At 58.7% G+C, this 23,971-nt stretch carries 27 protein-coding genes, 1 tRNA gene and 1 pseudogene; 18 read left to right on the forward strand and 11 right to left on the reverse strand.

Annotated features, from left to right (window positions below; translation table 11 throughout):
• Positions 1-266: 266 nt before the first annotated feature.
• The 3 genes from M3436_09815 to M3436_09825 all read right to left on the reverse strand — a co-directional run bounded on the left by M3436_09815 (position 267) and on the right by M3436_09825 (position 4,203).
• A complete protein-coding gene (locus M3436_09815; GenBank protein MDQ3564415.1) occupies positions 267-1,127 on the reverse strand; it encodes a carbon-nitrogen hydrolase in 861 nt (286 codons plus the stop codon).
• Between the two features lie 62 nt (positions 1,128-1,189).
• On the reverse strand, positions 1,190-3,190 hold the full coding sequence (gene speA / locus M3436_09820) for a biosynthetic arginine decarboxylase (protein MDQ3564416.1): 2,001 nt from the start codon (positions 3,188-3,190) through the stop codon (positions 1,190-1,192).
• A 29-nt stretch (positions 3,191-3,219) separates the two neighbouring features.
• A complete protein-coding gene (locus M3436_09825; protein ID MDQ3564417.1) occupies positions 3,220-4,203 on the reverse strand; it encodes a deoxyhypusine synthase family protein in 984 nt (327 codons plus the stop codon).
• Positions 4,204-4,411: 208 nt separating this feature from the next.
• Here M3436_09825 and M3436_09830 point away from each other — a divergent pair, with 208 nt between their 5' ends.
• From M3436_09830 to M3436_09890, 13 genes are all read left to right on the forward strand, one after another.
• Positions 4,412-4,897 carry a YceD family protein gene (locus M3436_09830; GenBank protein ID MDQ3564418.1) on the forward strand — a complete coding sequence of 162 codons (486 nt, stop codon included), beginning with the start codon at positions 4,412-4,414 and terminating at the stop codon, positions 4,895-4,897.
• A 25-nt stretch (positions 4,898-4,922) separates the two neighbouring features.
• A complete protein-coding gene (rpmF, locus tag M3436_09835) occupies positions 4,923-5,114 on the forward strand; it encodes a 50S ribosomal protein L32 (GenBank protein MDQ3564419.1) in 192 nt (63 codons plus the stop codon).
• Between the two features lie 259 nt (positions 5,115-5,373).
• Positions 5,374-6,390, forward strand: coding sequence for a phosphate acyltransferase PlsX (gene plsX / locus M3436_09840; GenBank protein MDQ3564420.1), 1,017 nt, complete (start codon positions 5,374-5,376; stop codon positions 6,388-6,390).
• Positions 6,387-7,355, forward strand: a complete 969-nt coding sequence (locus M3436_09845) for a ketoacyl-ACP synthase III (protein ID MDQ3564421.1) — start codon at positions 6,387-6,389, stop codon at positions 7,353-7,355. Before plsX ends, M3436_09845 begins: the two co-directional genes overlap by 4 nt.
• Positions 7,356-7,422: 67 nt before the next feature.
• Positions 7,423-8,166, forward strand: coding sequence for a 3-oxoacyl-ACP reductase FabG (gene fabG / locus M3436_09850; GenBank protein ID MDQ3564422.1), 744 nt, complete (start codon positions 7,423-7,425; stop codon positions 8,164-8,166).
• A 142-nt stretch (positions 8,167-8,308) separates the two neighbouring features.
• Positions 8,309-8,545 carry an acyl carrier protein gene (gene acpP, locus M3436_09855; GenBank protein ID MDQ3564423.1) on the forward strand — a complete coding sequence of 79 codons (237 nt, stop codon included), beginning with the start codon at positions 8,309-8,311 and terminating at the stop codon, positions 8,543-8,545.
• Positions 8,546-8,640: 95 nt separating this feature from the next.
• Positions 8,641-9,879 carry a beta-ketoacyl-ACP synthase II gene (gene fabF / locus M3436_09860; protein ID MDQ3564424.1) on the forward strand — a complete coding sequence of 413 codons (1,239 nt, stop codon included), beginning with the start codon at positions 8,641-8,643 and terminating at the stop codon, positions 9,877-9,879.
• An 88-nt stretch (positions 9,880-9,967) separates the two neighbouring features.
• Complete coding sequence (gene pabC, locus M3436_09865) at positions 9,968-10,822, forward strand: aminodeoxychorismate lyase (protein MDQ3564425.1); 855 nt, start codon at positions 9,968-9,970, stop codon at positions 10,820-10,822.
• A 13-nt stretch (positions 10,823-10,835) separates the two neighbouring features.
• Positions 10,836-11,858, forward strand: coding sequence for an endolytic transglycosylase MltG (mltG, locus tag M3436_09870; GenBank protein ID MDQ3564426.1), 1,023 nt, complete (start codon positions 10,836-10,838; stop codon positions 11,856-11,858).
• A complete protein-coding gene (gene tmk, locus M3436_09875; GenBank protein MDQ3564427.1) occupies positions 11,855-12,508 on the forward strand; it encodes a dTMP kinase in 654 nt (217 codons plus the stop codon). The genes mltG and tmk overlap by 4 nt, the downstream gene beginning before the upstream one ends.
• Positions 12,505-13,494, forward strand: coding sequence for a DNA polymerase III subunit delta' (holB, locus tag M3436_09880; protein ID MDQ3564428.1), 990 nt, complete (start codon positions 12,505-12,507; stop codon positions 13,492-13,494). Before tmk ends, holB begins: the two co-directional genes overlap by 4 nt.
• Positions 13,495-13,503: 9 nt before the next feature.
• Positions 13,504-13,860: a PilZ domain-containing protein gene (locus M3436_09885; GenBank protein ID MDQ3564429.1), complete on the forward strand. Its 357-nt coding sequence runs from the start codon at positions 13,504-13,506 to the stop codon at positions 13,858-13,860.
• A gap of 130 nt (positions 13,861-13,990) precedes the next feature.
• Positions 13,991-14,773 (forward strand): TatD family hydrolase, encoded by a 783-nt coding sequence (locus M3436_09890; protein MDQ3564430.1) that lies wholly within the window; start codon positions 13,991-13,993, stop codon positions 14,771-14,773.
• Here M3436_09890 and M3436_09895 read toward each other — a convergent pair.
• Together M3436_09895 and M3436_09900 are read right to left on the reverse strand one after the other, a co-directional pair.
• Positions 14,767-15,297 carry a cupredoxin family protein gene (locus M3436_09895; GenBank protein MDQ3564431.1) on the reverse strand — a complete coding sequence of 177 codons (531 nt, stop codon included), beginning with the start codon at positions 15,295-15,297 and terminating at the stop codon, positions 14,767-14,769. The two genes, M3436_09890 and M3436_09895, sit on opposite strands and share 7 nt — an antisense overlap.
• 83 nt (positions 15,298-15,380) lie before the next feature.
• A complete protein-coding gene (locus M3436_09900) occupies positions 15,381-16,724 on the reverse strand; it encodes a L,D-transpeptidase family protein (protein MDQ3564432.1) in 1,344 nt (447 codons plus the stop codon).
• Positions 16,725-16,828: 104 nt separating this feature from the next.
• Between M3436_09900 and M3436_09905 the strand changes: the two genes are divergently transcribed.
• Both M3436_09905 and M3436_09910 read left to right on the forward strand, forming a co-directional pair.
• Positions 16,829-17,470 (forward strand): MotA/TolQ/ExbB proton channel family protein, encoded by a 642-nt coding sequence (locus tag M3436_09905; GenBank protein ID MDQ3564433.1) that lies wholly within the window; start codon positions 16,829-16,831, stop codon positions 17,468-17,470.
• Positions 17,467-17,886, forward strand: coding sequence for a biopolymer transporter ExbD (locus tag M3436_09910; protein MDQ3564434.1), 420 nt, complete (start codon positions 17,467-17,469; stop codon positions 17,884-17,886). The genes M3436_09905 and M3436_09910 overlap by 4 nt, the downstream gene beginning before the upstream one ends.
• A 50-nt stretch (positions 17,887-17,936) precedes the next feature.
• Here M3436_09910 and M3436_09915 read toward each other — a convergent pair whose 3' ends face one another.
• Complete coding sequence (locus tag M3436_09915; GenBank protein ID MDQ3564435.1) at positions 17,937-19,379, reverse strand: amino acid permease; 1,443 nt, start codon at positions 19,377-19,379, stop codon at positions 17,937-17,939.
• A gap of 194 nt (positions 19,380-19,573) precedes the next feature.
• On the opposite strand from M3436_09915, the gene M3436_09920 reads away from it, so the two are divergent.
• The 3 genes and pseudogenes from M3436_09920 to M3436_09930 all read left to right on the forward strand — a co-directional run bounded on the left by M3436_09920 (position 19,574) and on the right by M3436_09930 (position 21,016).
• Positions 19,574-19,650, forward strand: a tRNA-Arg gene (locus tag M3436_09920).
• A gap of 748 nt (positions 19,651-20,398) precedes the next feature.
• Positions 20,399-20,512: pseudogene (locus M3436_09925) on the forward strand (hypothetical protein).
• Positions 20,513-20,692: 180 nt separating this feature from the next.
• The gene (locus tag M3436_09930) at positions 20,693-21,016 is read left to right on the forward strand and encodes a PQ-loop repeat-containing protein (GenBank protein ID MDQ3564436.1); all 324 of its coding nucleotides are present in this window, start codon (positions 20,693-20,695) and stop codon (positions 21,014-21,016) included.
• Positions 21,017-21,123: 107 nt separating this feature from the next.
• On the opposite strand, the gene M3436_09935 is transcribed toward M3436_09930, so the two are convergent.
• From M3436_09935 to msrA (M3436_09955), 5 genes are all read right to left on the reverse strand, one after another.
• The gene (locus M3436_09935) at positions 21,124-21,582 is read right to left on the reverse strand and encodes a MaoC family dehydratase (GenBank protein MDQ3564437.1); all 459 of its coding nucleotides are present in this window, start codon (positions 21,580-21,582) and stop codon (positions 21,124-21,126) included.
• 112 nt (positions 21,583-21,694) lie between these two features.
• Positions 21,695-21,973 carry a hypothetical protein gene (locus M3436_09940; protein MDQ3564438.1) on the reverse strand — a complete coding sequence of 93 codons (279 nt, stop codon included), beginning with the start codon at positions 21,971-21,973 and terminating at the stop codon, positions 21,695-21,697.
• Positions 21,974-21,976: 3 nt separating this feature from the next.
• The gene (msrA, locus tag M3436_09945) at positions 21,977-22,495 is read right to left on the reverse strand and encodes a peptide-methionine (S)-S-oxide reductase MsrA (protein ID MDQ3564439.1); all 519 of its coding nucleotides are present in this window, start codon (positions 22,493-22,495) and stop codon (positions 21,977-21,979) included.
• Positions 22,496-22,628: 133 nt separating this feature from the next.
• The gene (gene msrB / locus M3436_09950) at positions 22,629-23,117 is read right to left on the reverse strand and encodes a peptide-methionine (R)-S-oxide reductase MsrB (GenBank protein ID MDQ3564440.1); all 489 of its coding nucleotides are present in this window, start codon (positions 23,115-23,117) and stop codon (positions 22,629-22,631) included.
• The gene (msrA, locus tag M3436_09955) at positions 23,117-23,719 is read right to left on the reverse strand and encodes a peptide-methionine (S)-S-oxide reductase MsrA (GenBank protein MDQ3564441.1); all 603 of its coding nucleotides are present in this window, start codon (positions 23,717-23,719) and stop codon (positions 23,117-23,119) included. The genes msrB and msrA (M3436_09955) overlap by 1 nt, the downstream gene beginning before the upstream one ends.
• Positions 23,720-23,971: the final 252 nt, after the last annotated feature.

Genomic DNA, 23,971 nt, shown 5'->3' on the forward strand with positions numbered 1-23,971 from the left:
CGCATGACGATTCCTCCTTGCCCTCGGGGCTTACCTCGGGAGGAATCGTCTCTTTTCTATTGCACGAACGGCATAGCCTTTTCAAGTCTCACCGGCAGAGCCGGTGGTTTACTGAACAACCTAATTAGACCTTTTCGGCGGCGCGGGCACCGGTGATCCGGAAATCGGTCAAGTGCTGTTGCAGTGGCGCGTGGCGCTGGACTGACGCGTCAAGACACTGCCAAGAATCATCAGTCCCTCCCGGCTCGGGTTTGCGATCTATGATGTTAGGGGTCGATGAACCTGCGGCTCAGATCACCGTAGGCATCGATGCGCCGATCGCGCAGGAAAGGCCAGTGTATACGGGCTTGCTCCGTCTGGCCGAGGTCGATCGGCGTGACAAGAATGTTTTCCTCGGCAGCCGGCGCGCGCGCGAGTACGGCCCCGCTCGGGGCGCACACAAAGCTTTGTCCCCAAAAATCGATGCCGTGCGCGGCGGACGCCCCGGGCGTCGGCTCGAACCCGGTGCGGTTAACCGCCGCGACGTAACATCCGTTGGCAATGGCGTGGGCGCGCTGCGAGATCTCCCAGGCCTGGTGTTGTTGCACGCCGTAAGTCTCTTTTTCCTCCGGATGCCATCCGATCGCCGTGGGGTAGAACAAGATCTCGGCGCCGCGGAGCGCGGTCAGCCGCGCGGCCTCGGGGTACCACTGATCCCAGCAGACCAAGACACCGAGGCGGCAGCGCGAGGTACGGAAGGCGAGAAAGCCCAGATCCCCCGGTGTAAAGTAAAATTTTTCAAAATAACGCGGATCGTCGGGAATATGCATTTTCCGGTAGGTTCCAAGGACCCCGCGGTCCGCATCGATCACGGCCGCGGTGTTGTGGTAGAGACCGGGCGCGCGGCGCTCGAAAAGGCTCACGATCACGACGATCTCGAGTTCCTTTGCCAGCGCCGAGAACGCTTCGGTCGAGAGGCCCGGCACCGGTTCGGCCAAAGCGAAGAATCGGTGCTCCTCGGTCTGGCAGAAATAGCGGGAACGGTATAACTCCGGCAGACAGACGATATCGGCGCCTTGCCCGGCCGCTTGGCGCGTCATCGCCAAAGCCTTGGAAAGGTTGGCGCTCGGATCTTCACCGCAGCGCATCTGGATGAGACCGAGATTGAGGGTCTTGATGGGATGCACCGGAGGCTTATCTGGATCGATGATCAGTCCACTGGCTTGTAATAAGTGCTTTGCGAGAAGCACTCCATGTATTGCTCCAGGAGCTCCACGCCGGCCTTGGGGCGAATGATCCCCTTCTCGATCTTTTGGCGGATGAGATTATTCATCCGGCGGTGGAGATCGTTTGGGAAGTATTGAACCAAGGCTAGCTGGTCCTGGATCGAGGTGCCCGGTATGATCTTCTCGATGTAATAACCCGCGGGCTCTTCGGCGTCTGCATACACGTGGGCCTCGGCGACGCGGCCGAAGAGGTTGTGCGAATCACCCATGATGTCTTGATAGGCACCCATGAGGAAAAACCCGAAATAGTAAGGTTCCTTACCTACGAGATCATGGACTTCGAGAAACCGCTTGTCGGAATTTGATGAAACGTAATGGGACACCTTGCCGTCCGAATCGCAGGTGAGGTCTACGAGCACGGCGCGGCGGTCAGGACGTTCATTCAAAAATCGCAACGGCATGATCGGGAATCCTTGTCCTATCGACCAATGATCGAGAATGGACTGAAAAACCGAGAAATCGCACAGGTATTGATCCACGAGATGGTCGTTGAGCGCGAGCAGTTCAGTGGGAACCGACTCCGGCGCAAGGCGCTCGATCCGCTCGTGTATCGCCTTACAGGCGGACCAATACAGCCGTTCGGCCAGTGCCTTTTCTTCGATCGGGAGATACCCTAGACCGAACAAGGTATCCGCTTCCTGGCGTTTTTCGACCGCGTCGTGGAAAGCCTCGCGTAAATCCGCTAACTGCCGCTTGTCTCTGCGATTGGCGGCGTCTTTTATTCTGCCGAGGATTTCATACAGTTCGCGGACCGTCGGGTTGATATCCGCCGGCGGGGTGAATGCCGGATCCACGAGGTCCTTGTTATAACTGCCTAGCGCCTCGACGATCAATACCGAATGATGCGCGGTAATGGCCCGGCCGCTTTCCGAAATCAGAATCGGATGCACCACCTGCTCCTCGTCGCAGACTTCCTTGACGGAGTAGACCACCGCGTTGGCGTATTCTTGCAGCGCGTAATTGACACCTTCGTGATCGCCCGAATAACCTGCGCCGTAATTAACCCCCAAACCGCCGCCGACATCCAGGTACTGAAGCGGTACGCCGCGCTTGAGAAGCTGGGCGTAGACTTGGGTGATTTCCTTGACGGCTTGCTTGACGATCTGGATATCGGAGATCTGGCTTCCGAGGTGGAAATGCAGCAGCACCAGCGCATCGGTATGGTTGGTTTCTTTCAACCGTTGAATCAGCGTGAGCAGCTCCGGAATCGAAATGCCGAACTTCGATTGATCGCCTCCCGACTCGGCCCATTTCCCCGATCCGCTGGTCCCGAGACGTACCCGCACCCCGCAGCGGGGCCGCACGCTCATTGCCTGGGCAACGCGAAGCAGATGCTCGAACTCCCCGTACTTCTCGATGACCGGGATGACGTTTTGACCAATCTGCTGGCCGGAGAGGATGAGCCGGAGCATCATCTCGTCTTTATAGCCGTTGCAGATCAATAACGCCCCGTCCTGTTCGAGATGGGGAAGCGCCGCCACCAACTCCGCTTTGGATCCGCTCTCGAGTCCCATCCCATAGGAGCGCCCAGCCTCAAGCACTTCCTCTACGACCTCGTGTAATTGGTTGACTTTTATTGGATATACGCCTTGATACCGGTTGCGGTATCCGGAATCACGGATGGCCTTGATAAAGACCTTGTTCAAGCGTACGACACGGGATTGGAGGACATCCTGGAAGCGAATCAAAACTGGGAAAGAAACATTACGCTGCCGCAGATCTTGGACCACAGCATAAATATCGATCGACAGGGACTGTTGGTGCAGGGGTCTTACCGCGACGTGACCGTCCTCCTTGATGAAATAAAACGAATCACCCCAAGCCTTAACGCGGTACAATTCCTCCGCATCCTCGACGGTCCAATCAGCACGTCCGTCCGCGGCGGCGGCCTCAGTCGTTGACTCAAGCTCTTTGACGGAACGCATAGCAATTCCTCAGGATCAGTCGTTAGGCTTTAGCCGCAGTTCGCCAGCACGCTGGCGAAGATGAGTGGCGCGACGATCGTGGCATCCGACTCGATGATATATTTCGGTGTCTCCACAGCCAATTTCCCCCAGGTGATTTTCTCATTTGGAACGGCGCCCGAGTAGGACCCAAAACTGGTCGTGGAATCGCTGATCTGGCAAAAGTAACCCCAGCGCGGTATGTCCTTTAGCTGTAAATCCTGCTCCAGCATGGGCACGACGCAGATGGGAAAGTCCCCCGCGATTCCGCCGCCGATTTGGAAAAAGCCGACGGAATGCTCAGCCGCGGTGCTCTGATACCATGCCGCGAGCGCGATCATGTATTCGATCCCGGTGCGCACGGTATGGACGTTTTTTATATCCTTTCGAATGCAGTGCGCGGCGTAAACATTACCGAGCGTCGAATCCTCCCAACCGGGAACAAAGATGGGCAGGTTTTTTTGCGCCGCCGCCAGCAGCCAACTGTCTTTGGGGTCGATTTGATAAGCAGCTTTCAAGCGCTCTTCGCGCAGGATGCGATACAGAAATTCATGGGGAAAACGTTGCCGGCCGGACCGGTCAGCCGCGGTCCATTCGCTAAGGACCGCGGCCTCGATACGCCTGATCGCCTCATATTCCGGAATGCAGGTGTCGGTGACGCGGTTTAAATGGCGTTCCAAGAGTGAACATTCGTCCGCGGGGGTCAAGTCGCGATAGTGGGGAATACGGACATAGTGCTCATGGGCCACGAGGTTGAAGAGGTCCTCTTCTAAATTCGCGCCCGTGCAGCAGATTGCATGTACTTTACCGCGGCGGATCATTTCCGCCAGCGACAAGCCGAGTTCGGCCGTGCTCATGGCGCCGGCGAGCGTAAGCAGCATGTACCCGCCTCCCTCCAGGTGCTTGTTGTAACCCGCGGCGGCATCCACTAATGCGGCGGCATTGAAATGCCGAAAGTGCTGCCGTATAAAGCGCGCGACGGCGTTAAACTCCATCTCTTGCATTCCCGTGAAAAACTGCGCGAAGATTAGGAAAATATTGAGTCTACTGCAAGGTGTTTGAAAGCCGATGGCGGGCGGCGTGTTACCTTTCGATAACCGCTCCGCATCGCGTGACGAGCGTGTCGCAACGAGCCTCGGACCCCCGAGTGACGCAGGGCCCGATATTCTTCCGCTCATTCAAACTGCAATATAATGTGTTCTAATGGATGAGCTTCCTGAGTATATTTATCCGGCGCGGCTCGCTCGGCAGGGGTGCCGCTTACGTGGCCTGATGCGGCTCGCGAACATGGCGCGTCTCGCGGAGTGGATCGAAACCCGCGATGGATCCGTCGCGGTCGAGGCGGCGTTTTTCGACAATGAACAGGGCCTGCATCGCGCGCAGGGTGAGGTGTCGGGGATGCTTACCGTCCGCTGCCAGCGCTGTATGGAGCCGATGGAGCTGCCGATACGCTCGGGGCTGAAACTGCAATTCGTCGAGGAGGCAGACAAGATTGAACCGGAAGACGATTATGAGATCGTACACATGACGCGGGGGCCCACGTCGCTTCTTGAAGTCATCGAAGACGAGCTGATACTCGCGCTCCCGATGGCGCCCATGCATCCCGAAGGACGGTGCAGCGCGACTGTGACCACACAATCGAGTAAAAGTCCGCTCGCGGAGGCGTCGGAGCTTTTGCGCGGGCATTAACATTCAAACTAACGGAAACAGACCTATGGCCGTACAACAAAATCGCAAGTCCGCATCGAGACGCGATATGCGCCGTTCACATGACAAGCTGACGCTGCCAGCGCTCTCCATCGAGCCGCAAAGCGGTGAAGTTCATAGGCGTCATCACATTAGCCCGGATGGGTATTATCGCGGGAAAAAAGTCATCCATTCGATCAAGAAAGAGAAGGAGGCCTGAGAGGTTGTGAATAAATCGTCGCGAGCAGCCCCGAGCGCCAGGAGCCGCGGAGCGAGCGACGAGACATATCAACTAGATAGGCGAGGAGCGAACGAGCACGCGACGCCGCGATCGGGATGCGCAGCAGATTTATTCACAACCTCTGAGCAACTGAAGACCGGACTTCCTTGGGAACGCGTGGTGTACATCCGCGCTCTCGCGCGATCCGCCGCGCACCCTGACAGGGCATAGCTCTACGCCGTAGACCCAGGGGAACGAGATGCGAATCGCAATCGACGCGATGGGTGGGGACCATGGACCGCCGGCCGTGATTCCGGCCGCGGTAGCAGCCTTACGCAAGCACGCGAATTTACATGTAGTTCTTGTCGGCGACGAGGCTATCCTGACCAAGGCCTTGAGTGCCGAGCAAGGAGTTCCAAGTACGCGGGTTTCGATTCGCCATGCCACACAGCAGGTGGAAATGGATGAGTCGCCATCACAGGCCCTGCGCACGAAAAAAGACTCTTCGATGCGCGTGGCGATCGACCTGGTTAAAGAAGGCGAGGCCGATGCGTGTGTGAGCGCCGGTAACACGGGAGCGCTGATGGCCAAGGCTCGGTTTGTGTTAAAGATGCTCCCGGGGATCGATAGGCCGGCGATCTGCTGCGCCTTACCGGCCATGCAGGGCCATTCGCATGTGCTCGATCTGGGAGCAAACGTGGATTCGAGCCCCGAGCAACTGCTGCAATTCGCACTGATGGGCGCCGCTCTGACGAGCGCCGTGGAAAATAAACCGGCGCCGAGCGTGGCGCTACTGAATGTGGGCGAGGAAGAAGCAAAGGGAGACGGACGGGTTAAGCAGGCGGCCATGTTGATATCGCAGAGCAATCTGAACTATGTCGGCTTTGTGGAAGGCGACGCCGTCTTCAAAGGGTCGGTGGATGTGATCGTGTGTGACGGATTCGTCGGCAACATAGCGCTCAAGGCGAGCGAAGGCGCGGGCCGCATGTTTTTGCATTTCGCGAAAGAAGAATTCTTACGCACCCCTTTGACCCGCCTGGCCGCATGGGTATCGGGACCGGTATTGAAAGCGGCCGTGCGCCGGATCGACCCGCGGCGCTATAATGGCGCGACCTTACTCGGTTTGCGGGGGATTGTGATCAAGAGTCACGGCAGCGCCGATCAAGTCTCGTTTGCATACGCCATAGACGAGGCCGTCTTGGAGGTAGAGAAGCGCGTACCCGACCTTATCAGCAAAGACCTCGAACTCATCTTCGATCAGAGGCGGGCCGTTTGAGGTATTCCCGAATCATCGGTACCGGCGCGTATTTGCCGGAACGCGTCCTGACCAATGCCGATCTGGAGCGCATGATCGACACCAGCGACGAGTGGATCGTGGCGCGGACCGGCGTTCGTAAGCGGCATATCGCCGCGGAGGGTGAAAGCACCTGTGATCTTGCCGAGCGGGCGGCGCGCCTGGCTATCGAAGCGGCCGGTGTCGCGGTTAGCGATCTCGACTTAATCGTGTTGGCGACCACGACCCCGGATCGGATCTTTCCCAGTACCGCCTGTTTGCTGCAAGGACGCCTGGGGATGTCTCGCGGCGCGGCCTTCGATATACAGGCGGTGTGTACCGGGTTTATTTATGCGCTCGATGTCGCGGATAAATTTATTAAATGTGGCACGGCGCAGCGCGCGCTCGTGGTTGGCGCGGAGACGTTTTCGCGCATCATCGATTGGACCGACAGGAGCACCTGCGTTTTGTTCGGCGACGGCGCCGGGGCGGTGGTGATCGAGGCCGGTGAGGAGCCCGGCGTGCTCAGCTCGCATTTACACTCGGATGGGCGTTTCGAGCATTTACTGCATGTCCCCGCGGGCGTATCTCAAGGTTTTAAACACCTCGCCAATGGCGAGGCCTACGTTAAGATGCAAGGCGGCGAGGTCTTTAAGGCGGCGGTTAAAGCGCTCGACCGAATCGTGGATGAGGTCTTGGAAGCGAATAACTTACGGCCCGGGGACATCGATTGGTTGGTGCCCCATCAGGCGAATGCGCGCATCATCGTTGCCACCGCAAAGAAGCTTCGACTCCCATTAAGCCGCGTGGTCATGACGGTGGATGAACACGCCAATACGTCCGCTGCCTCGGTTCCGCTGGCGCTCGATACCGCAGTGCGCGACGGGCGGATTAAACGGGGCGAGACACTGCTATTGGAAGCCTTTGGCGGCGGTTTTACCTGGGGCGCAACGTTATTGAAATACTGACGCTTATATTGGGTGTCCCTAGCCTGGACACGCGTCACGCGACTCAGTTCAGACGAATAGTTTTACGATGACTTCGGACATGCAGGTTGCGCTTGTCACGGGCGCAAGTCGTGGGATCGGTCAGGCCATCACCCTGAGTCTCGGCCGCCGTGGGGCCTATGTCATCGGGACCGCAACCTCTGAGGAGGGATTAGAAAATATCTATAAGGCATTGAACAATAATAAGCTAACAGGAAAAGCGCTGCTATTGGACGTGGGAAAACCCGAAAGCATTCAGGCGATGATGGCCGAGCTAGCGAAGAGTGAATGTGTACCGACCATACTGGTGAATAATGCCGCGATTTCGCGTGACAATTTACTCCTGCGCATGAAGGATGAAGAATGGTACGCGACGCTCGATGTCAACTTGACCTCCGTATATCGGCTCTCGAAAGCATGTTTGCGCGGGATGATGAAGGCGCGGGATGGCCGGATCATCAACATCACCTCGGTCGTGGGGGTCACCGGCAATCCGGGCCAATGCAACTACGCGGCGGCCAAGGCGGGAATCATCGGATTTACCAAGGCGCTGGCGCGCGAAGTGGCATCGCGGGGGATCACCGTAAATGCCGTGGCGCCGGGTTTTATCGACACCGATATGACCCGGGCCTTGTCTGCGGAACAGCGAGCGCGCCTGCTGTGCAGCATTCCGCTCCAGCGTTTAGGAAACGTGACGGAGGTAGCCGCCGCGGTGGAATTTCTCGCCTCACCGGAGGCGGGTTATATTACCGGACAAACACTGCATATCAACGGTGGAATGTACATGGTATAAGTATATAAAATTTATTAGTTATATGATGTTATTAAATAATAGTTACAAATAACATTAACCTTAGTTGCAAGTTGCCTCATTTCTACTAAACTAACATCCACCGTTGGTCAACGGTTTTATACGAGGGGAGGAATTCCTTGCTATGAGTAATATACAAGAGCGCGTCAAGCAGATCGTTGTCGAACAACTCGGTGTCAAAGAGGAAGAAGTCACCAACGAAGCATCGTTCGTCGACGATCTGGGAGCGGACTCACTTGACACGGTAGAACTGGTGATGGCGCTGGAAGAAGAATTCAAGACCGAGATCCCGGACGAGGAGGCGGAAAAAATTACTACTGTACAGCAAGCCATTGATTACGTGACTCGGCATGTAGCTTGACATCTTCCCGATAATGCTCGGCTAGAAGGCCGCGTGATTGATTCTCTTATCGCGGCCTTTGGCTTTTCTATGAGGACCGAAAAAGGTGAAATAAAGTGACTAGACGTCGAATCGCAGTAACTGGATTGGGTGTCATCTGTCCAGTGGGTAATACCGTCAAAGCCGCGTGGGATAACATTCTTGCGGGCAAGAGCGGTATCAGACCTCTTTTGCATTTCGACGTGTCTGGTTTTTCGACGAGATTTGGCGGGACCATCAACGAGTTCAGCGTGACGGACTACATTTCGCCCAAAGATGTGAAAAAGATGGACCCCTTCATGCACTACGGCCTCGCGGCGGGGATCCAAGCGTTTCAGGATAGCGGCGTCGAGGTACGGGAAGAAAACGCCGATCGCATTGGCGTCGCGATCGGCGCCGGCATCGGTGGCTTGTGGGGAATAGAGCAGGGCCGGCTGATGATCGAGGATGGTGGGCCGAAGAAGATTTCACCCTTTTACATCCCGAGCAACATCATCAATATGATCGCCGGTAACCTGTCGATTAAATTCGGGTTGCGAGGCCCGAACTTCGCGATTGTCACGGCATGCTCCACGGGCACGCATTGCATCGGCGATGCCGCCAGGATCATCGAACGCGGAGATGCCGATGTGATGGTGGCGGGAGGCGCGGAAATGGCGACGACGCCTACGGGACTCGGGGGATTCTGCGCAGCCCGGGCATTATCGACCCGCAACGACGATCCGGAAACCGCGAGCCGCCCCTGGGACCGCGACCGAGATGGTTTCGTACTGAGCGATGGGGCCGGCGTGATCGTGCTTGAAGAGTACGAACATGCAAAGAGGCGTGGGGCCCGAATTTATGCCGAGATCACCGGGTATGGCATCAATGCCGATGCTTATCACATGACGGCCCCTTCTCCCGGAGGGCAGGGTGCGGCGCGCTGCATGCAGCTCGCCCTAAGGGACGCCGCTATCGACTCGAACGAAATCGATTATATCAATGCCCACGGCACCTCCACGCCGGCTGGGGATAAGGCGGAAACGGACGCGGTCAAATTGGTGTGTAAAGATCACGCCTACAAACTCGCTGTCAGCTCCACGAAGTCGATGGTGGGGCACATGTTAGGCGCCGCGGGAGGGGTAGAGGCGATCTTCTCCATTCTGGCGCTTCGCGATCAAGTGGCACCGCCTACGATTAACCTGTTTACCCCCGATCCCGAGTGTGATCTCGACTACGTTCCCAATGAAGCGAGACCGATGAGATTAACGACTGTGCTTTCGAATTCGTTTGGATTCGGAGGCACCAACGGGACACTCGTTTTTCGTAAGGTGTGATTCGCCCGCGGGTGCGTTCTAAGCTCGGTTTTGTTCGGAGACACGTTTCCTTAGTACACCGCGCCTTCGCCCTCGGGACGGATAATCGTTGAACGAACAAGCAGTGTCCCCGGGCCCGCTGGCGATCCTGGTCAACGGGCTACCGGATGCTTGCGTTAACGCGTCCGATCGCGGCCTGCACTATGGCGACGGTCTGTTCGAAACCCTGGCGATCGTCAACGGCACGCTCAGCTATTGGGACCGGCATTACACACGCCTGGTCCTGGGCTGCGAGCGTTTAGGCTTTCCGCGGCCCGAGGAGCCCTTGCTTCTAAAGGAGGCGCACGGATGCCGCAATGGCGTGCAACGCGGGGTCCTAAAGCTAATCCTGACGCGGGGAATCGGTACGCGCGGTTATCGCGCCGCTATTCCTGCCATGCCCACGCGGATCTGGGCACTTTACGCGTGGCCAGAATATCCGGAGCATTATTGGCAACACGGGATCACGGTCCGCCTCTGCACGACGCGCCTCGCACGCAACCGGAGCCTGGCCGGTGTCAAGCATCTCAATCGCTTGGAACAGGTCCTGGCCCGTAGCGAGTGGGATGACCCTGCGATTGCAGAGGGCCTAATGCTGGATACGGCCGGTTTTCTAACGGAAGGCACGATGTCCAATTTATTTCTGGTGCGAGGCGGAAAACTCTTCACCCCGGATCTCTCTGTGGCGGGGGTATGCGGCATCATGCGCGGCGTGATCGTCGAGGCGGCAAAGCGGCTCGGTGTCGAGACGCGGGTCAAAGCCATGCGCTTAAACGAATTGTGGTGCGCCGACCACGTGTTTATATGCAATAGCGTGATCGGGATTTGGCCTATCGCACAGGTCATCGCGCGCCGCAAGCGCCTTTTCGAAGCCGGGCATTTGGTACGGGAAATCGCCCTATCCCGTGAGACATACATTGATTAGATTTCACACGGCGATGCCTTCGACAGCTATCAAACTTATGGTTCTCGGTACTGCCGCGCTGGGCATCGTTGCGCTGGGATACTGGCGCGACCTGTCGGCGTGGTCCGATCGCGCTATTTTCGTGGTCGGCAAACCGATCGAGTATACCGTTGTCCCGGGAGCCACCGTTGAATCGATCGGGGAAGATTTGGATTCCATGAAAGTCCTGTCGTCCTCCCATTACTTCGCGTGGATAGCGCGTTCCTCCGGTAAGGCTAAAAACATCCAGACGGGAGAGTACTGGGTTATGCCCGGTATGACACCGCGCGGGTTTCTCGACGATCTTGTCAACGGCCGCGTCATTCAGCACAAAGTTACGCTGATTGAAGGCTGGACCTTCGATAGGGTCCGCGACGCGCTCACGGAGCATCCGAAGGTGTTGCAGACACTCGCGGGCCTCGATCGCCAGCGGATCATGGAACGCCTCGGGTTCGCGGGCCGGGATCCCGAGGGTTTATTCTTCCCGGATACCTATTACTTCACGGCGGGTACGTCGGATTCGGAACTACTGCAACGCGCCTATCGGCGCATGGAAGAGTTGCTTCATCGTGAATGGTCCGCGCGCGACAAAGGATTACCTTACAAAACCCCCTACGAGGTCCTGATCATGGCCTCGATGATCGAGAAAGAAACATCTATTGCATCGGAACGCCCGGAAATCGCCGGGGTATTCTTGCGGCGCTTGGAGCGTGGCATGCCACTACAAACGGACCCCTCGGTCATCTACGTTTTGGGTGACACCTTTGCCGGCGATTTGAAACGCAGTCATCTGAGCATCGATAGCCCCTACAACACCTACCGCAATTTGGGGCTGACACCCACGCCGATCGCCTTGCCTGGGGCCGAATCCATTCGCGCGGTGTTGCACCCCGCGGCCGGCGCCGCGCTGTATTTTGTCGCCAAGGGAGACGGCCACCATCATTTCTCGGGCACCCTCGAGGAGCATGAGCAAGCTATCGCTCGGTATCAGATCGCCGGTCGAAAAGATGTGCGATGACTGCTACCGTGCCGCGTAGCAACCGGGGGCTTTTCGTTACCCTTGAAGGAATTGAAGGCGCGGGAAAATCGACACAGGTCAAGACCGTCGCGGCTTACCTCCGGGGGCAGGGGCGAATTGTAATCGAGACAAGGGAACCGGGCGGCACGGTTGTCGGTGAGGCGATCCGAAGCGTATTGCTACAGCCTTCGCCGACGCCGATGGAACCTGAGACTGAGCTCCTTCTGATGTTCGCGGCGCGAGCTGAGCATGTGAACAAGCTGATAGAACCTGCACTTGTAAGCGGCCAATGTGTGGTCAGCGACCGCTTTACGGAGGCTTCCTATGCTTATCAGGGAGGAGGCCGCAACGTACCGTGGGCGCGCATCGCAGTGTTGGAGGATCTGGTTCAAGGAGCCTTACGGCCGGACCTTACCCTGTTACTGGATGCGCCCGTACCCATGGCCCTGAACCGCGCGCGGCGGCGAGATGGGACGCCTGACCGGTTCGAATCGGAGGCGGCCGGATTCTTTGAGGCCGTCAGACAGGCCTACTTGGATCTCGCCCAGCGTGCGCCAGAGCGTATCCGCGTAGTCGACGCTACGGCTGCTCCCGCAGCGGTAGCAAACGAAATCCGAACGCAACTGGGACGCTTGCTCGGCTCGCCGTGAACCCTCCATTCACGTGGCAGACCGAGCAGTGGCGCGGGCTATGGAAGCTTCGCAGCGCCCAACGTATGCCCCATGCGGTCTTGATTCGCGGGATGTGCGGAATGGGGATCTCGGAATTCGCGCGCGCGCTCGCCGCATCGTTGCTGTGCGCGGGTCCCAACGGGGAAGGCGAGCCTTGCGGTCAGTGTAAGAGCTGTGTTCTCTTTACCTCGGGAAATCATCCCGAATATTATCGGATCACTCCAGAAGCGAAGAGCGCTGTGATTAAAATCGATCAGGTTCGCGCCGTGCCTGATTTCGTCGGGATGCGAAACCTGTTCGGCCCATTTAAGGTCGTCGTGATCGATCCCGCCGATGCGATGAACCGCAATGCGGCGAATTCCCTGTTAAAGGTATTGGAAGAGCCGCCGCCGCAATCGGTGATTTTGTTGGTGACAGAGAAGTCACGCCGCTTACCGGCGACGGTCACCAGCCGCTGCCAGCGTATCGACTTCTTTGTTTCCCCCCGGGCGCAAGGCCGGGCCTGGTTGCGGATACGGATTCCGGATGCGGAGGTGGTTGAACTCTTGCTCGAAATGGCCGATAACGGTCCACTGAAGGCTTTGGAGTTATGGGAAGCGGGGGCGCATAACAATAGCGCGGCGATTCTTGAGACCTTTCAAGCCCTAGTGAGCGGGCTGGTCGATCCGGTGGCCGTAGCCCAAGATTGGTCCCGGGGAGATCCCGAGTTTACCAGCGGAAGCTTATTTAAACTTTTCGCGGACCTGGCGGTCCTCAAATGCGCGCAGGGCGCAAGAAAAATCGCCACTGCCGGCGAAGAATCGCAGCTGAGAGCGATTTCAGAACAGCTTAAAACGCGGGATCTATTCGCTGCCTATGATCGATTGCTCCACTGCAAGAAGCTATTGAATAGTGAGCGGAATATTTCAGCACACAATGTGTTTGAGGAATTAACGATTAATTGGTGTAGTTTATTGCATCCCTAACCTATCAGCATGAGCGTACCGGCAAAAGACGTCCATCAGGGAATTCTGTCGCTGACACTCCGTGACACGCACGCCCTTTATGTCACCTATATGCCGTTCATAAGAAACGGGGGCTTGTTTATTCCGACGACGAAGGCTTACAGCCTGGGTGATGAAGTCTTCATGATCTTAAACTTACTGGACGGCAAAGAGCGCTTGCCGGTCGCCGGACGCGTCGTATGGATCACCCCGGCTTCCGCGCAAGGTAATCGAACCGCGGGGATCGGCGTGCAAATCAGTGACGCAGACAAGGGCGCGACGCGCAGCAAAATTGAAACCTTGCTGGCAACAGCCTTGAAGTCCGATCGGCAGACGCATACGATGTAGTGTAACGCGCAACCAACTTCGGAATTTCCGGCAACGGCCCTGTCTTGCAATGCTGGCCAGCGCCCCCGACTGTGAAAAGAGTACAGCCGGCTTGTTTGACGAATGACGACCGTCCATACGCTCGAAGTCAATGCTTGTCGATTCCCATTGTCACCTAACGCTGCTCGATCGCGAGCATCACGGTAGTACGGAGCAAGTCGTTGCGGCAGCCAAGCGTGAAGGTGTCGACCGTCTCCTATGTGTTTCGGTTGATCTTGAAACCGCCCCCCACATCATTCAGTTGGCAAAAACCCATCAGGGAGTCTTTGCCTCGGTCGGCATGCACCCCAATACCGCGGCCACGATCGAACCGGGGTTCGACGAACTGGCGGCGCTCGCGGCCGACCCTTGTGTTATCGCCATCGGGGAGACGGGATTGGATTACTATCGCAGTGAGGGCGATCTCGCGTGGCAGCGCGATCGGTTCAGAACCCATATCGCGGTTGCAAAGGCGCTGCGCAAACCGCTCATCATTCACAACCGCGAGGCCACCGAGGATGTGCTCAAGGTCCTGCACCAAGACGGCGCTCATGCCGCGGGCGGTGTGATGCATTGTTTCGTCGATACGTGGGAAACCGCTCAGCGAGCAATGGATCTCGGCTTCTATGTTTCGTTCTCGGGGATCGTGACTTTCCGGAATGCCAAGTCCGTCCAAGAAGTCGCCCGGCGCATGCCGCTCGAACGAATGCTCGTGGAGACCGATGCCCCCTATCTGGCGCCCGTACCGCATCGTGGCAAGAGCAATCAACCGGCGTACGTACGCTATGTTGCGGAATATATCGCCGAGTTGAAGGGGATACCGGCACAGGAAGTATTCGCGGCGACGACTCGCAATTTCGTCACCTTATTCAAACCGCCCGCGCCGCTTCACTGAGAGTTGTTAGAGGCGATCACCCGCACGCGCGCGAGCATTCCGGCTTCGTAGTGACCTGGAACGTGGCAACCGATTTCGAGCTCGCCCGCCTCGCCGAACTGCCAAACGAGAGTTTTCCTTTCGCCGGCTTCGAGGGTGATCGTATTCGCATCATCGTGGACCATGTCGGGATCGCGCTTCATCATCTCCGAGTGCGCGCGCTGCTCTGTTGCATCGCCGATCGTGAACTCGTGGCGTAACTTCCCGTCGTTTTTTACCTCGAAGCGGATGGTTTCACCGGGCCTGACTGTAATCTCCGGCGGGTCGTAGCGCATCGTGTCGGAGGCGATTACTGCGATGCTCCGGTCGATGCGATCTGGATGTCCCGGTTGTCCTACCGCCCGGTTGCCGGCGCCATGCGCCGAATCGTGGTGGCCATGGTGGGTCGCTGCTTGCCCGTCGTCATGAGCGCCGTGATCCGGAGCGCCACCCGATGCCGTTTGGCCGGCGAGTAATCCAACTAAGAACATGAGGTGCAATTTCATTCGCTGTACTCCTAGGGTCGTTTTCGAAATTCTAGCGCCGGCGCTGATCCGCCACACGATGCGTAAGAAAAGTGCGGGTGCGGCTAAATACCCGGGTCGACCACGAGAGTCTCTGTGCCGAGGCTTGCTTCGATGCGTCTCGCGTTGGCTTCGGCTTCCGCCCGGCTGTCAAAGGGACCGGCTAAGACTTGGTGATAGCCCCGGTTAGCCACGGCTCGGGCGGGGATCGGCGGGCCTAGGTGCGCGATGATCGCGGATACGCGGCGGGCGGTGTGCTGATTCTTAAAGCTTCCCGCCTGGACGTACCATGGACGGCTCGGGACGATGGCTGGGGCCGTCTGGATTGGTTGCGCAGCCGCCCACGCCGGAATGGCTGTGAGGGCGCTCCCGATATCGGGCTGATTGCGTTCGACCGGTAAAGGAAGACCGCGGCCGAGATCGACCAGCTTGTCGATCCGCGGCCAATCGATAACCCCGCGCTCGGACGCTATCTTGTCGAGCCGGGTTCGCAGTTGTTCTTGGAGAGCGGCCACGCCGCGCTTCGGGTCCAGGGGTTTATGCGCTTCAACATATAGGATTCCATCGCGCCAACCCGCGAGATACGGCTGGTTCACGATCCGCACCGGAGTACCGATCGGTATGTCTTTGTACAGGGTATCAATGTCTTCGGGGAACAGTTGAATGCAGCCGTGGCTTACGCGCATACCGATTCCGGCGGGTTTATTCGTCCCGTGAATCAGATAACTCTCAAACCCGAGCCGCAGGGCAAACTCACCCAATGGGTTGTCCGGCCCGGGCGGTACCACCGCGGGCAAGGGATCGCCTTTCGCCGCGTGTTCGGCGCGAATCGATGCGGGGACGTGCCAACTCGGTTTGGCGACTTTGCGTACAACGGTCGTCGCGCCTTGCGGCGTCGGCCAATCCTCACGACCGATACCGATGGGATGGGTGACGACGATCCGCGGCTCCGCGGGTTTGCGCTTCGGAAAGAAAAACAAACGCAAGGCCGAAAGATTAAGCACGACGCCTTCGCGCGGGGCGTCGGGCAGGATATGGCGTGCGGGTAAGATCACATGCGTACCTTCCTTCGGAAGCCAAGGATCGACGCCGGGGTTGGCATCGCGGAGCTCGTTGTATCCGAGGTCGTACTTGCGCGCGAGATCGACAAAGGTATCTTCTTCACGTGCGGTAATGACATACAATTCCCCGATGACGTCAGAGTCGTCCGCCAGGATAAAGGTGTCTTGGCGCACCGGCGGCTCGGGGGTGGCCGGAGCTTGCTGTTGTGCAACGTCCGGCGGCGCAGGGGGGTCACGGATTTCGCCAAGCAGGCTGTCGATCGAAATGCGTGAAAAGTTTTGACAAGCGCCGAGGGAAACGACGAGTAACAGGAGCACGAAACCGCGTTTTATAAGGGCCCTCATCATGTTTCACTGTGACTGAAGCTACTTCGCCGGGATCGCGTTAATCTGCGTTAATCTGATATTGTCTTTTAGCATTATACCTGAACTCAGCGGGGGATAAGAGTAACGTGTTTGAGTTGATCAAAGCGGGTGGCTGGGTGATGGCGCCCATCATTGCGTGCTCGGTGGTCGCGCTCGCGATCGTGGCTGAGCGTTTGTGGACCTTACAGACAAAACGCGTGACCCCCCCTAACCTGGTCGCGCAGGTGTGGCAATGGTTTAAGCACGGCCATTTGGATGCTAAGCGTATTCAGAGCTTAAAGAAGCATTCGCCCCTTGGGCGTATCCTTGCGGCGGGCCTCATGCACTTGCGCCATGACCGGCAAGTAATGAAAGAAAGCATAGAAGACGTAGGCCGCCACGTCGTGCATGACTTGGAACGGTATCTCAATACGCTCGGCACCATCGCCGCCGTGAGCCCCTTGCTCGGCTTGCTGGGCACGGTGACCGGTATGATCCGGGCGTTTTCAGCCATCAGCGAACACGGTGTGAGCGATCCGGGTGTGGTCTCCGGTGGCATTGCCGAAGCGTTGATCACCACGGCGGCCGGGTTGATGGTAGCGATCCCGGCGCTGATGGCTTACCGGTATTTGCGCGGGCGAATCGATGCGCTCGTCGTCACCATGGAGCAAGAGGCATTGAAACTTGTCGAGGTGATCCATGGCAATCGGGAAGGCGCGGATCTCAATTACCTGGGGATGGGGCGATGAAGCTGAAACGTTCGCGTCCAGATGACGTTGAAATCAATCTCATCTCGTTAATCGATGTACTGCTTTTTCTCGTCATCTTCTTCATGGTTTCAACGACCTTTGTCGTGAAATCGCAACTGTCGTTAACCCTGCCCGAAGCAGCGACAAACGAGGAACGTGATCGAGATAAGGCGATCGAGGTCACTTTAGACGCCGACGGTCACTGTAATGTAAACGGAGAGCTTTTGGTCGATGCCAAGCTCGCCACGATCGAGCAAGCGCTTGGCAAAGCCGCGAAAGGCATGAAAAACCCGACGATCGTCATCAGCGCGGATGCCAAGGCCACGCATCAAGCGGTGGTGACGGTTCTGGATGCGGCGCGCCGCTTGCGCCTGATCAACATCTCGTTTGCAACCCAAGAACCCGATGAGACGTGAAGGTCGAATTTCACTCGCGTGGCGCCGGCGCGCGCTGATCCCACCTTAAGCTAGGGTCGTGTTGTCACCCCTGCTAATTTACTGTGACGCATCGAGTAGCTGAAGTAGACGACCAATCCCGCGATCAACCACACCCCGAAGGCTTGCCAAGTTTCAACCCTCAGACTGGCCATGAGCCACAGGCAAAAGCCGATACCGAGCAGGGGGATAACGGGGCCAAAGGGCGTGCGAAATCCTCGCGCCAGGTCCGGTTGCGTGCGGCGCAATGTGATGACTCCGGCGCACACCACCACGAACGCGCCCAAGGTGCCGATGTTCGTCAATTCCGCGAGCTGGTCGAGCGGCAGGAAGCCCGCGAGGCCGCACATGATCGCCCCTATCATGACGATGACGCGCACCGGGCTCTTGGTCAGCTCGCTGATGTGCGAGAAGAAGGGCGGCAGCAGTCCATCGCGCGAGATCGCGAACAGGATCCGCGTGATGGCGAAATAAAGCACCAGCATGACCGTGGTGAGGCCGGCGATGGCGCCGAACGCAACCAGACCGGCCGCCCACTCTTCGCCAACCTTGAGCAGCGCGCTGGCCACCGGCGAGGCGGTCTTAAGCTCGGCGTAGGGCACGATGCCGGTCAACACCCCGGATACGGCAATGTACAGCACGGTGCAAACCGCGAGCGAGCCGATAATACCGATCGGCAGATCGCGCTGCGGGTTCTCGCACTCCTCGGCGGCGGTCGATACCGCGTCAAAACCGATATAGGCGAAAAAGATGGTGGCCGCGCCGGTCAGCACACCCGGCCATCCGAAGTGCGTAGCCCCGTCGGGGTCGGTGACCGGCGCGGGGATGAACGGGCTCCAGTTGGATGGCTCAAGGTGGCCGATCGCAACCGCGAGAAATAACAGGATGGCCGCGATCTTCACGAATACCATCGCCGCGTTGAACTGGGCGCTGATCTTAGCGCCCCTGGCGAGCAGCACGCCGAGCGTGGCGACAATGGCGAGCGCCGGCAAGTTGACGATCCCGGTTCCCCCGCCGCTGGTCTTCTCCCACGGACCATGCAGCAGAGTTTCCACGAGACCGGCGCCGAATAACACCTGCAGCCCGTTGTTGAAATACCCCGACCAACCGACCGCGACGGTGGAAATCGCGACCGTATACTCGAGGATCAGCATCCATCCGATGACCCAAGCCGGGAACTCCCCGAGCCCGGCATAACCGTAAGCGTAAGCCGAGCCGGCGCCACCGACGCTAGAGGCGAGCTCGGCGTAGGCGAGTGCCGCGCAGGTGCAGGCAATCCCGGCGATCACGAACGATAGAACGATAGCCGGCCCTGCGTCGGTGGCCGCGGCCCGTCCGGTCAGCACGAAGATGCCGGCGCCAATGATGGCGCCGATACCGAGCAAGGTGAGATCGAACGCGGTAAGACATCGCTTGAGGCCGCTCTCGGCAAAGTCGTGTACGGTCGTCGGTTTGGTGCGAAAAAGTTGGTTCATGTTCTGACCTCCGGCGTAACAACGATCGGGCCTGGGTAATATCACACAGTGTCGATTCAAGTATCGCAATTGTACGTTACCCGCTAAAGCTAGGACATCGTGATATTGGCCGGGAACATGGATAATCGTATACTTGCCTCGTTATCGCCTGCTGCCGAAGCCTTGCGGTAACGTCATCGCCTAGACCAATCCGTGCGCCCGTAGCTCAGTTGGATAGAGTACCTGGCTTCGAATCAGGGGGTCGGGGGTTCGAGTCCCTCCGGGCGCGCCATCAAATCAATCAGTTAACGTGTTTTTTGCGATATGGAATGAATAAATTTCGTCACGCAAGAAAATTCGTTCTGCAAAAAATTCACGTTCGCCCAGCACGTTACAAAGTCGAGTACCTGGCTAGGGAAGCTAAAGATTCGACGTGAGAGGTGGTTATGTTTTCGAAACCCTTCAATATCGCTTGAGTATCACTCGGCGAAGGCCACGATCTCGCCGTCCAGGATCATGCCGCGCGCGGCCTGCTTGCCGAGTTCCGCGGCCAAACGCGGAAAGGTTTAATGTCGCACCAAATCCATCCATGCATTTGCGGCGTGTCACGCGCGACCCCGTATAGACGCTACGAAGGAATGGTTGAGCAGAAACCCCGAATCCTTCCTGGTCCAAGAACAGCCCTGTTGAATCTAATACTGGAATAAACTGCGAGTCTACAACATCCGGTAACTCCCGGATGCGGTAGATCTTGTTTGTCGCTCTCGCATGCCACTACCTAAGCAGCTTGGCTATGATTCACAAGACTGAAATCAGCATGGAATTTTTCCTAGAATTTGTAATTCGCGACACACACGCCGGAGTTGCTTCCGGCGTTGCACAGGTCGCGATCCAAGGGGGGACGTATGTCGCGAGCCTCATCCGGCGCCGAGTCAACGGCGAGCGCTCCGCGAAGCCGTTCTGGTACTGGGACAGGCGCTGCGTGCGGGAAGGGCAGGGAAGCCCACGCGATACCTCGAAGTGGCCGCTTGAAATCCCTATCCCCCGGCTTCACGATCGTCCTGGCCGGCTTGAAGGCACTCTTGGAGCACGGGATCGAGCTCAATCTGGTCCGCGACCAGTTTCCGGACGCCGCGAAGCGGGTAAACGGCTGACACGGCCCGCAAGGGGTACATTCACCACGTTGCCTGGCGGTCTCGGTGCGCCGGAATGCTCTGGTCCTTCTGTCGAGAACCCTTCACGCAGCCGTGGGAGGAAGAGAGCAGTCGAATTCGTAGTATAGTCTGTCGATCGAGGAGATCGGACGTGGCGTCCGCAACCCCTCGGGAGGCACGATGTCGATCCACTGGTTCGGGTATGTCGGTACAGCCCTCGTGATCGTTGCGTATCTACCGCAGATCACCCACCTCGTTCGTGAGAAGTGTTCTGCAGGCATAAGCTTTGGTGCCTATGCCATCTGGGTGGTGGCTGCAGTTCTCTTGCTTACCTACGCTATCCTCACGCGCGACCCAGTCTTCATGGCGCTTCAAAGCTACCAGGTCCTCGCGACTGGCCTCATTTGCTTCTACTCCAAGCGCTTTGCGCACAACCTTTGCGAAATCCACGGCGGCTCCGCCCAGGTGGAGCCTCCGCCTAAGAAGGCCTGTGCTGGACCATGAGGAGCGGTAGGCGCTCGTCGAGCAGCAGCGCGTTTTCACTCACCGCTGCCGAGGAAGAGAGCTCGTCCGGTGCCGGGTCCACGCTGCGCCACCGCGGATCTGGCTTCTCAGCCCGTCGAAGCGAGCCGACGCCGGACGATGAGGTTTCCCACGGAGACCTGCACCGGCTCGTTGTTCTGATTCAGCGTCGTGGTCTTCACCTTGATGACGCCTTGATCGGGGCGCGACTTGGAAGGCCGTACCTCGAGCACTTCGATGTCTAGATGCAAGGTATCGTCCGGTCGTGCGGGGTTCGGCCAGCGAAATTCGTCGAATCCGACGCCGACGATGCCACCCACGGGCTTCAGCTCGCTCTCCACGAGCAGACGCATGGTCATCGCCGCAGTATGCCAGCCGCTCGCGGCCAAGCCCTTGAAAACTGACCCTCGGGCGGCCTCTTCGTTGAGGTGAAACGGCTGGGGATCGAATTCGGCGGCGAAGGATTTGATTCGCTCGCGATCGACCTTCAACTGCCCGGAGGCGAACTTCTGCCCCGGCGCGAACTCCTCTAGGTAGCGTCCCGTCATGCTGGGCTTCCTCCCTCCTCGAATCCCGCGGCGTGCATTCGCACGAAGTCGGCGATCGACATCGAAATGTCGCCTACCCTCCGTGGCAAGAACCTGTCCCAGCGACCTACAATCACGACGGCCGCTCGTGCGCCGCTGCCCATTCCTGCACTGGTGCCGCGATCGCCGAGACGCCCGACACCAAGTCGCCTAACAGCTTGGCCGCGCTCGTATGAGAAACGAGGTTGGCACTCTGTCCGGCCCCCACATCGGCATGAGCTCCGGCTGGCCTGCCTTTCTGCGGGAATGGAAAGGTGACGCGCGGCGGCGGCGCGACGTTACCGCGACGGACGAGCTCGACGACGTCATCCCAACGCAGCACCGTCGGCTGCTCGCGCTTGGCCGAGCTCATTCGTCAAGCCGTCCGTGCGTTCGCGCGCCGCGGCAGCTTCCAGTCCGGCCGCGGATAGTGGCACGTGTAGCCGCCGGGATAACGCAGCAGGTAATCCTGATGCTCCGGCTCGGCCTCCCAGAACGGACCGGCCGGCCGCACCTCGGTAACGACGGGGTCCGGCCAGAGGCCGGAGGCGTTCACGTCGGCGACCGTCTTCTCGGCGACTCGGCGCTGCTCGTCCGACAGGTAGTAGATGCCGGAGCGATATGATGTGCCGATATCGTTGCCCTGCCGGTTCTTGGTCGTCGGGTCATGGATCTGGAAGAAGAACTCGAGAAGCTCCCGGTAAGAGAGCTTGGCCGGCTCGAAGACCACTTCGATCGCTTCCGCGTGCGAACCGTGATTGCGGTATGTAGCATTCGGAACGTCGCCGCCGCTGTAGCCTACGCGCGTGGCCGTTACGCCCGGCAGTTTGCGGATCAAGTCCTGCGTGCCCCAAAAGCACCCGCCCGCGAGAATCGCCGTTTCCGTCTTCGCCATCTTTATGTCTCCTGCTGGAAAGCCACTTTGACCGCGTCAGCGCTCACTCGCCGGTGACGCCCGAGCCTCGAGGCTCTCTAGGTGAGTCGCGCGGCGAGGCATGCATGGCGTGGAGCGCAATCCGCCACGCAGCCTATCCCCCTTGCCAGGGCTCGCCCTCCGGGGCACCACGGCCGAGCTTGTCGGGCAGCGGCTCGCCCTCGGGCGTAAAGTCCAGAGACACGGAGTTGATGCAGTAGCGCAGGCCCGTGGGCGGCGGGCCGTCGGGGAACACGTGCCCCTGGTGGCTGCCGCAGCGGGCGCAGAGAAGCTCCGTACGCGCCATGCCGTAACTTGAGTCACGCTCTTCACGCAAGTGATCGTCGTCGAAGGGCGCCGTGAAGCTCGGCCAGCCGGTGCCGCTTTCGAACTTTTGCCCGCCCAGGAACAGTGGCAGGCCGCAGAGCCGGCAGGTGAAGACCCCCGGACGCTTCTCGTCCAGGAATGCGCCACAGAACGGCGCCTCCGTGGCGTGACGGAGCAGCACATTGGCTTCTTCGGCCGTCAGATCCGCTTCTAACAGCTTGCGCTGCTCCGGGGACGGAGGGACCAAATCAAATCCCGAGCCGGAATGTGCGGCCATTACTGCACCTCCTCGTCCTGATGCTCCTTATACGCCTGAATCGTCTCGATCTTGGGCTGGGCCACGGCGTGGATATAGGGCTGATCCGGGTTCCGCGCCGCGTAGTCGTGGTGATAGTCCTCGGCGACGTAAAACGCCTCCAGCGGCACAAGCTCGGTGGCGAGCGGCGCATCGAACACGCCCGCGCGCTCGATCTGGTCCATGTAGAGTTCGGCCACCTCGCGCTGCATATCGTCGGCATAGAAGATCGCCGAGCGGTATTGCCGGCCCACATCGTTGCCCTGGTGGTCCACCTGGGTCGGATCATGGGCGATGGCGAAGAACACCTTCAGGATCTCGCCGAGGCCGATGCGGCCTGCGTCGTAGACCACTTCCACCACCTCGGCGTGGTCCGTGCGGCCGGTGCAGACGGTCTTGTAGTCCGCCGTCGCCGCGGTGCCACCGGCATAGCCCGGGCGGACGTTCGTCACCCCGTCCAGCTCCTTGAACACGGCCTCCACGCACCAGAAGCAGCCGCCGCCCAGCACGATGGACTTTTCCCCCTCCCCTTTGGGGTCAAGCTCGGCCGCGGGGAAGGACCAGGGGTCGATGGTCAGGGACATGGGCGAACTCCGAAACGATTGAATGCGCGAATCCGCTGGTACGTCCCGCAGCGGCACAGGCCGTAGCGTCGGGTCGATCGGGGTCGGGTCGAGGCACGGGAGACGCAGCAGAGGGGTGCCATGACGGTCGTGAGCAAGGTATAGAGTCTTCCGCCGTGACTTCTTTGCATTTGACAAAGTACATCATGCGGGGATTTTTGAATAGGCCTTCAAAAAGGCATGGTCGCGGAGATAGAGCGAAGTGCCCATGAC

Source organism: Pseudomonadota bacterium (assembly GCA_030859565.1).
In the GTDB taxonomy this organism is placed as follows: Bacteria; Pseudomonadota; Gammaproteobacteria; order JACCXJ01; family JACCXJ01; genus USCg-Taylor.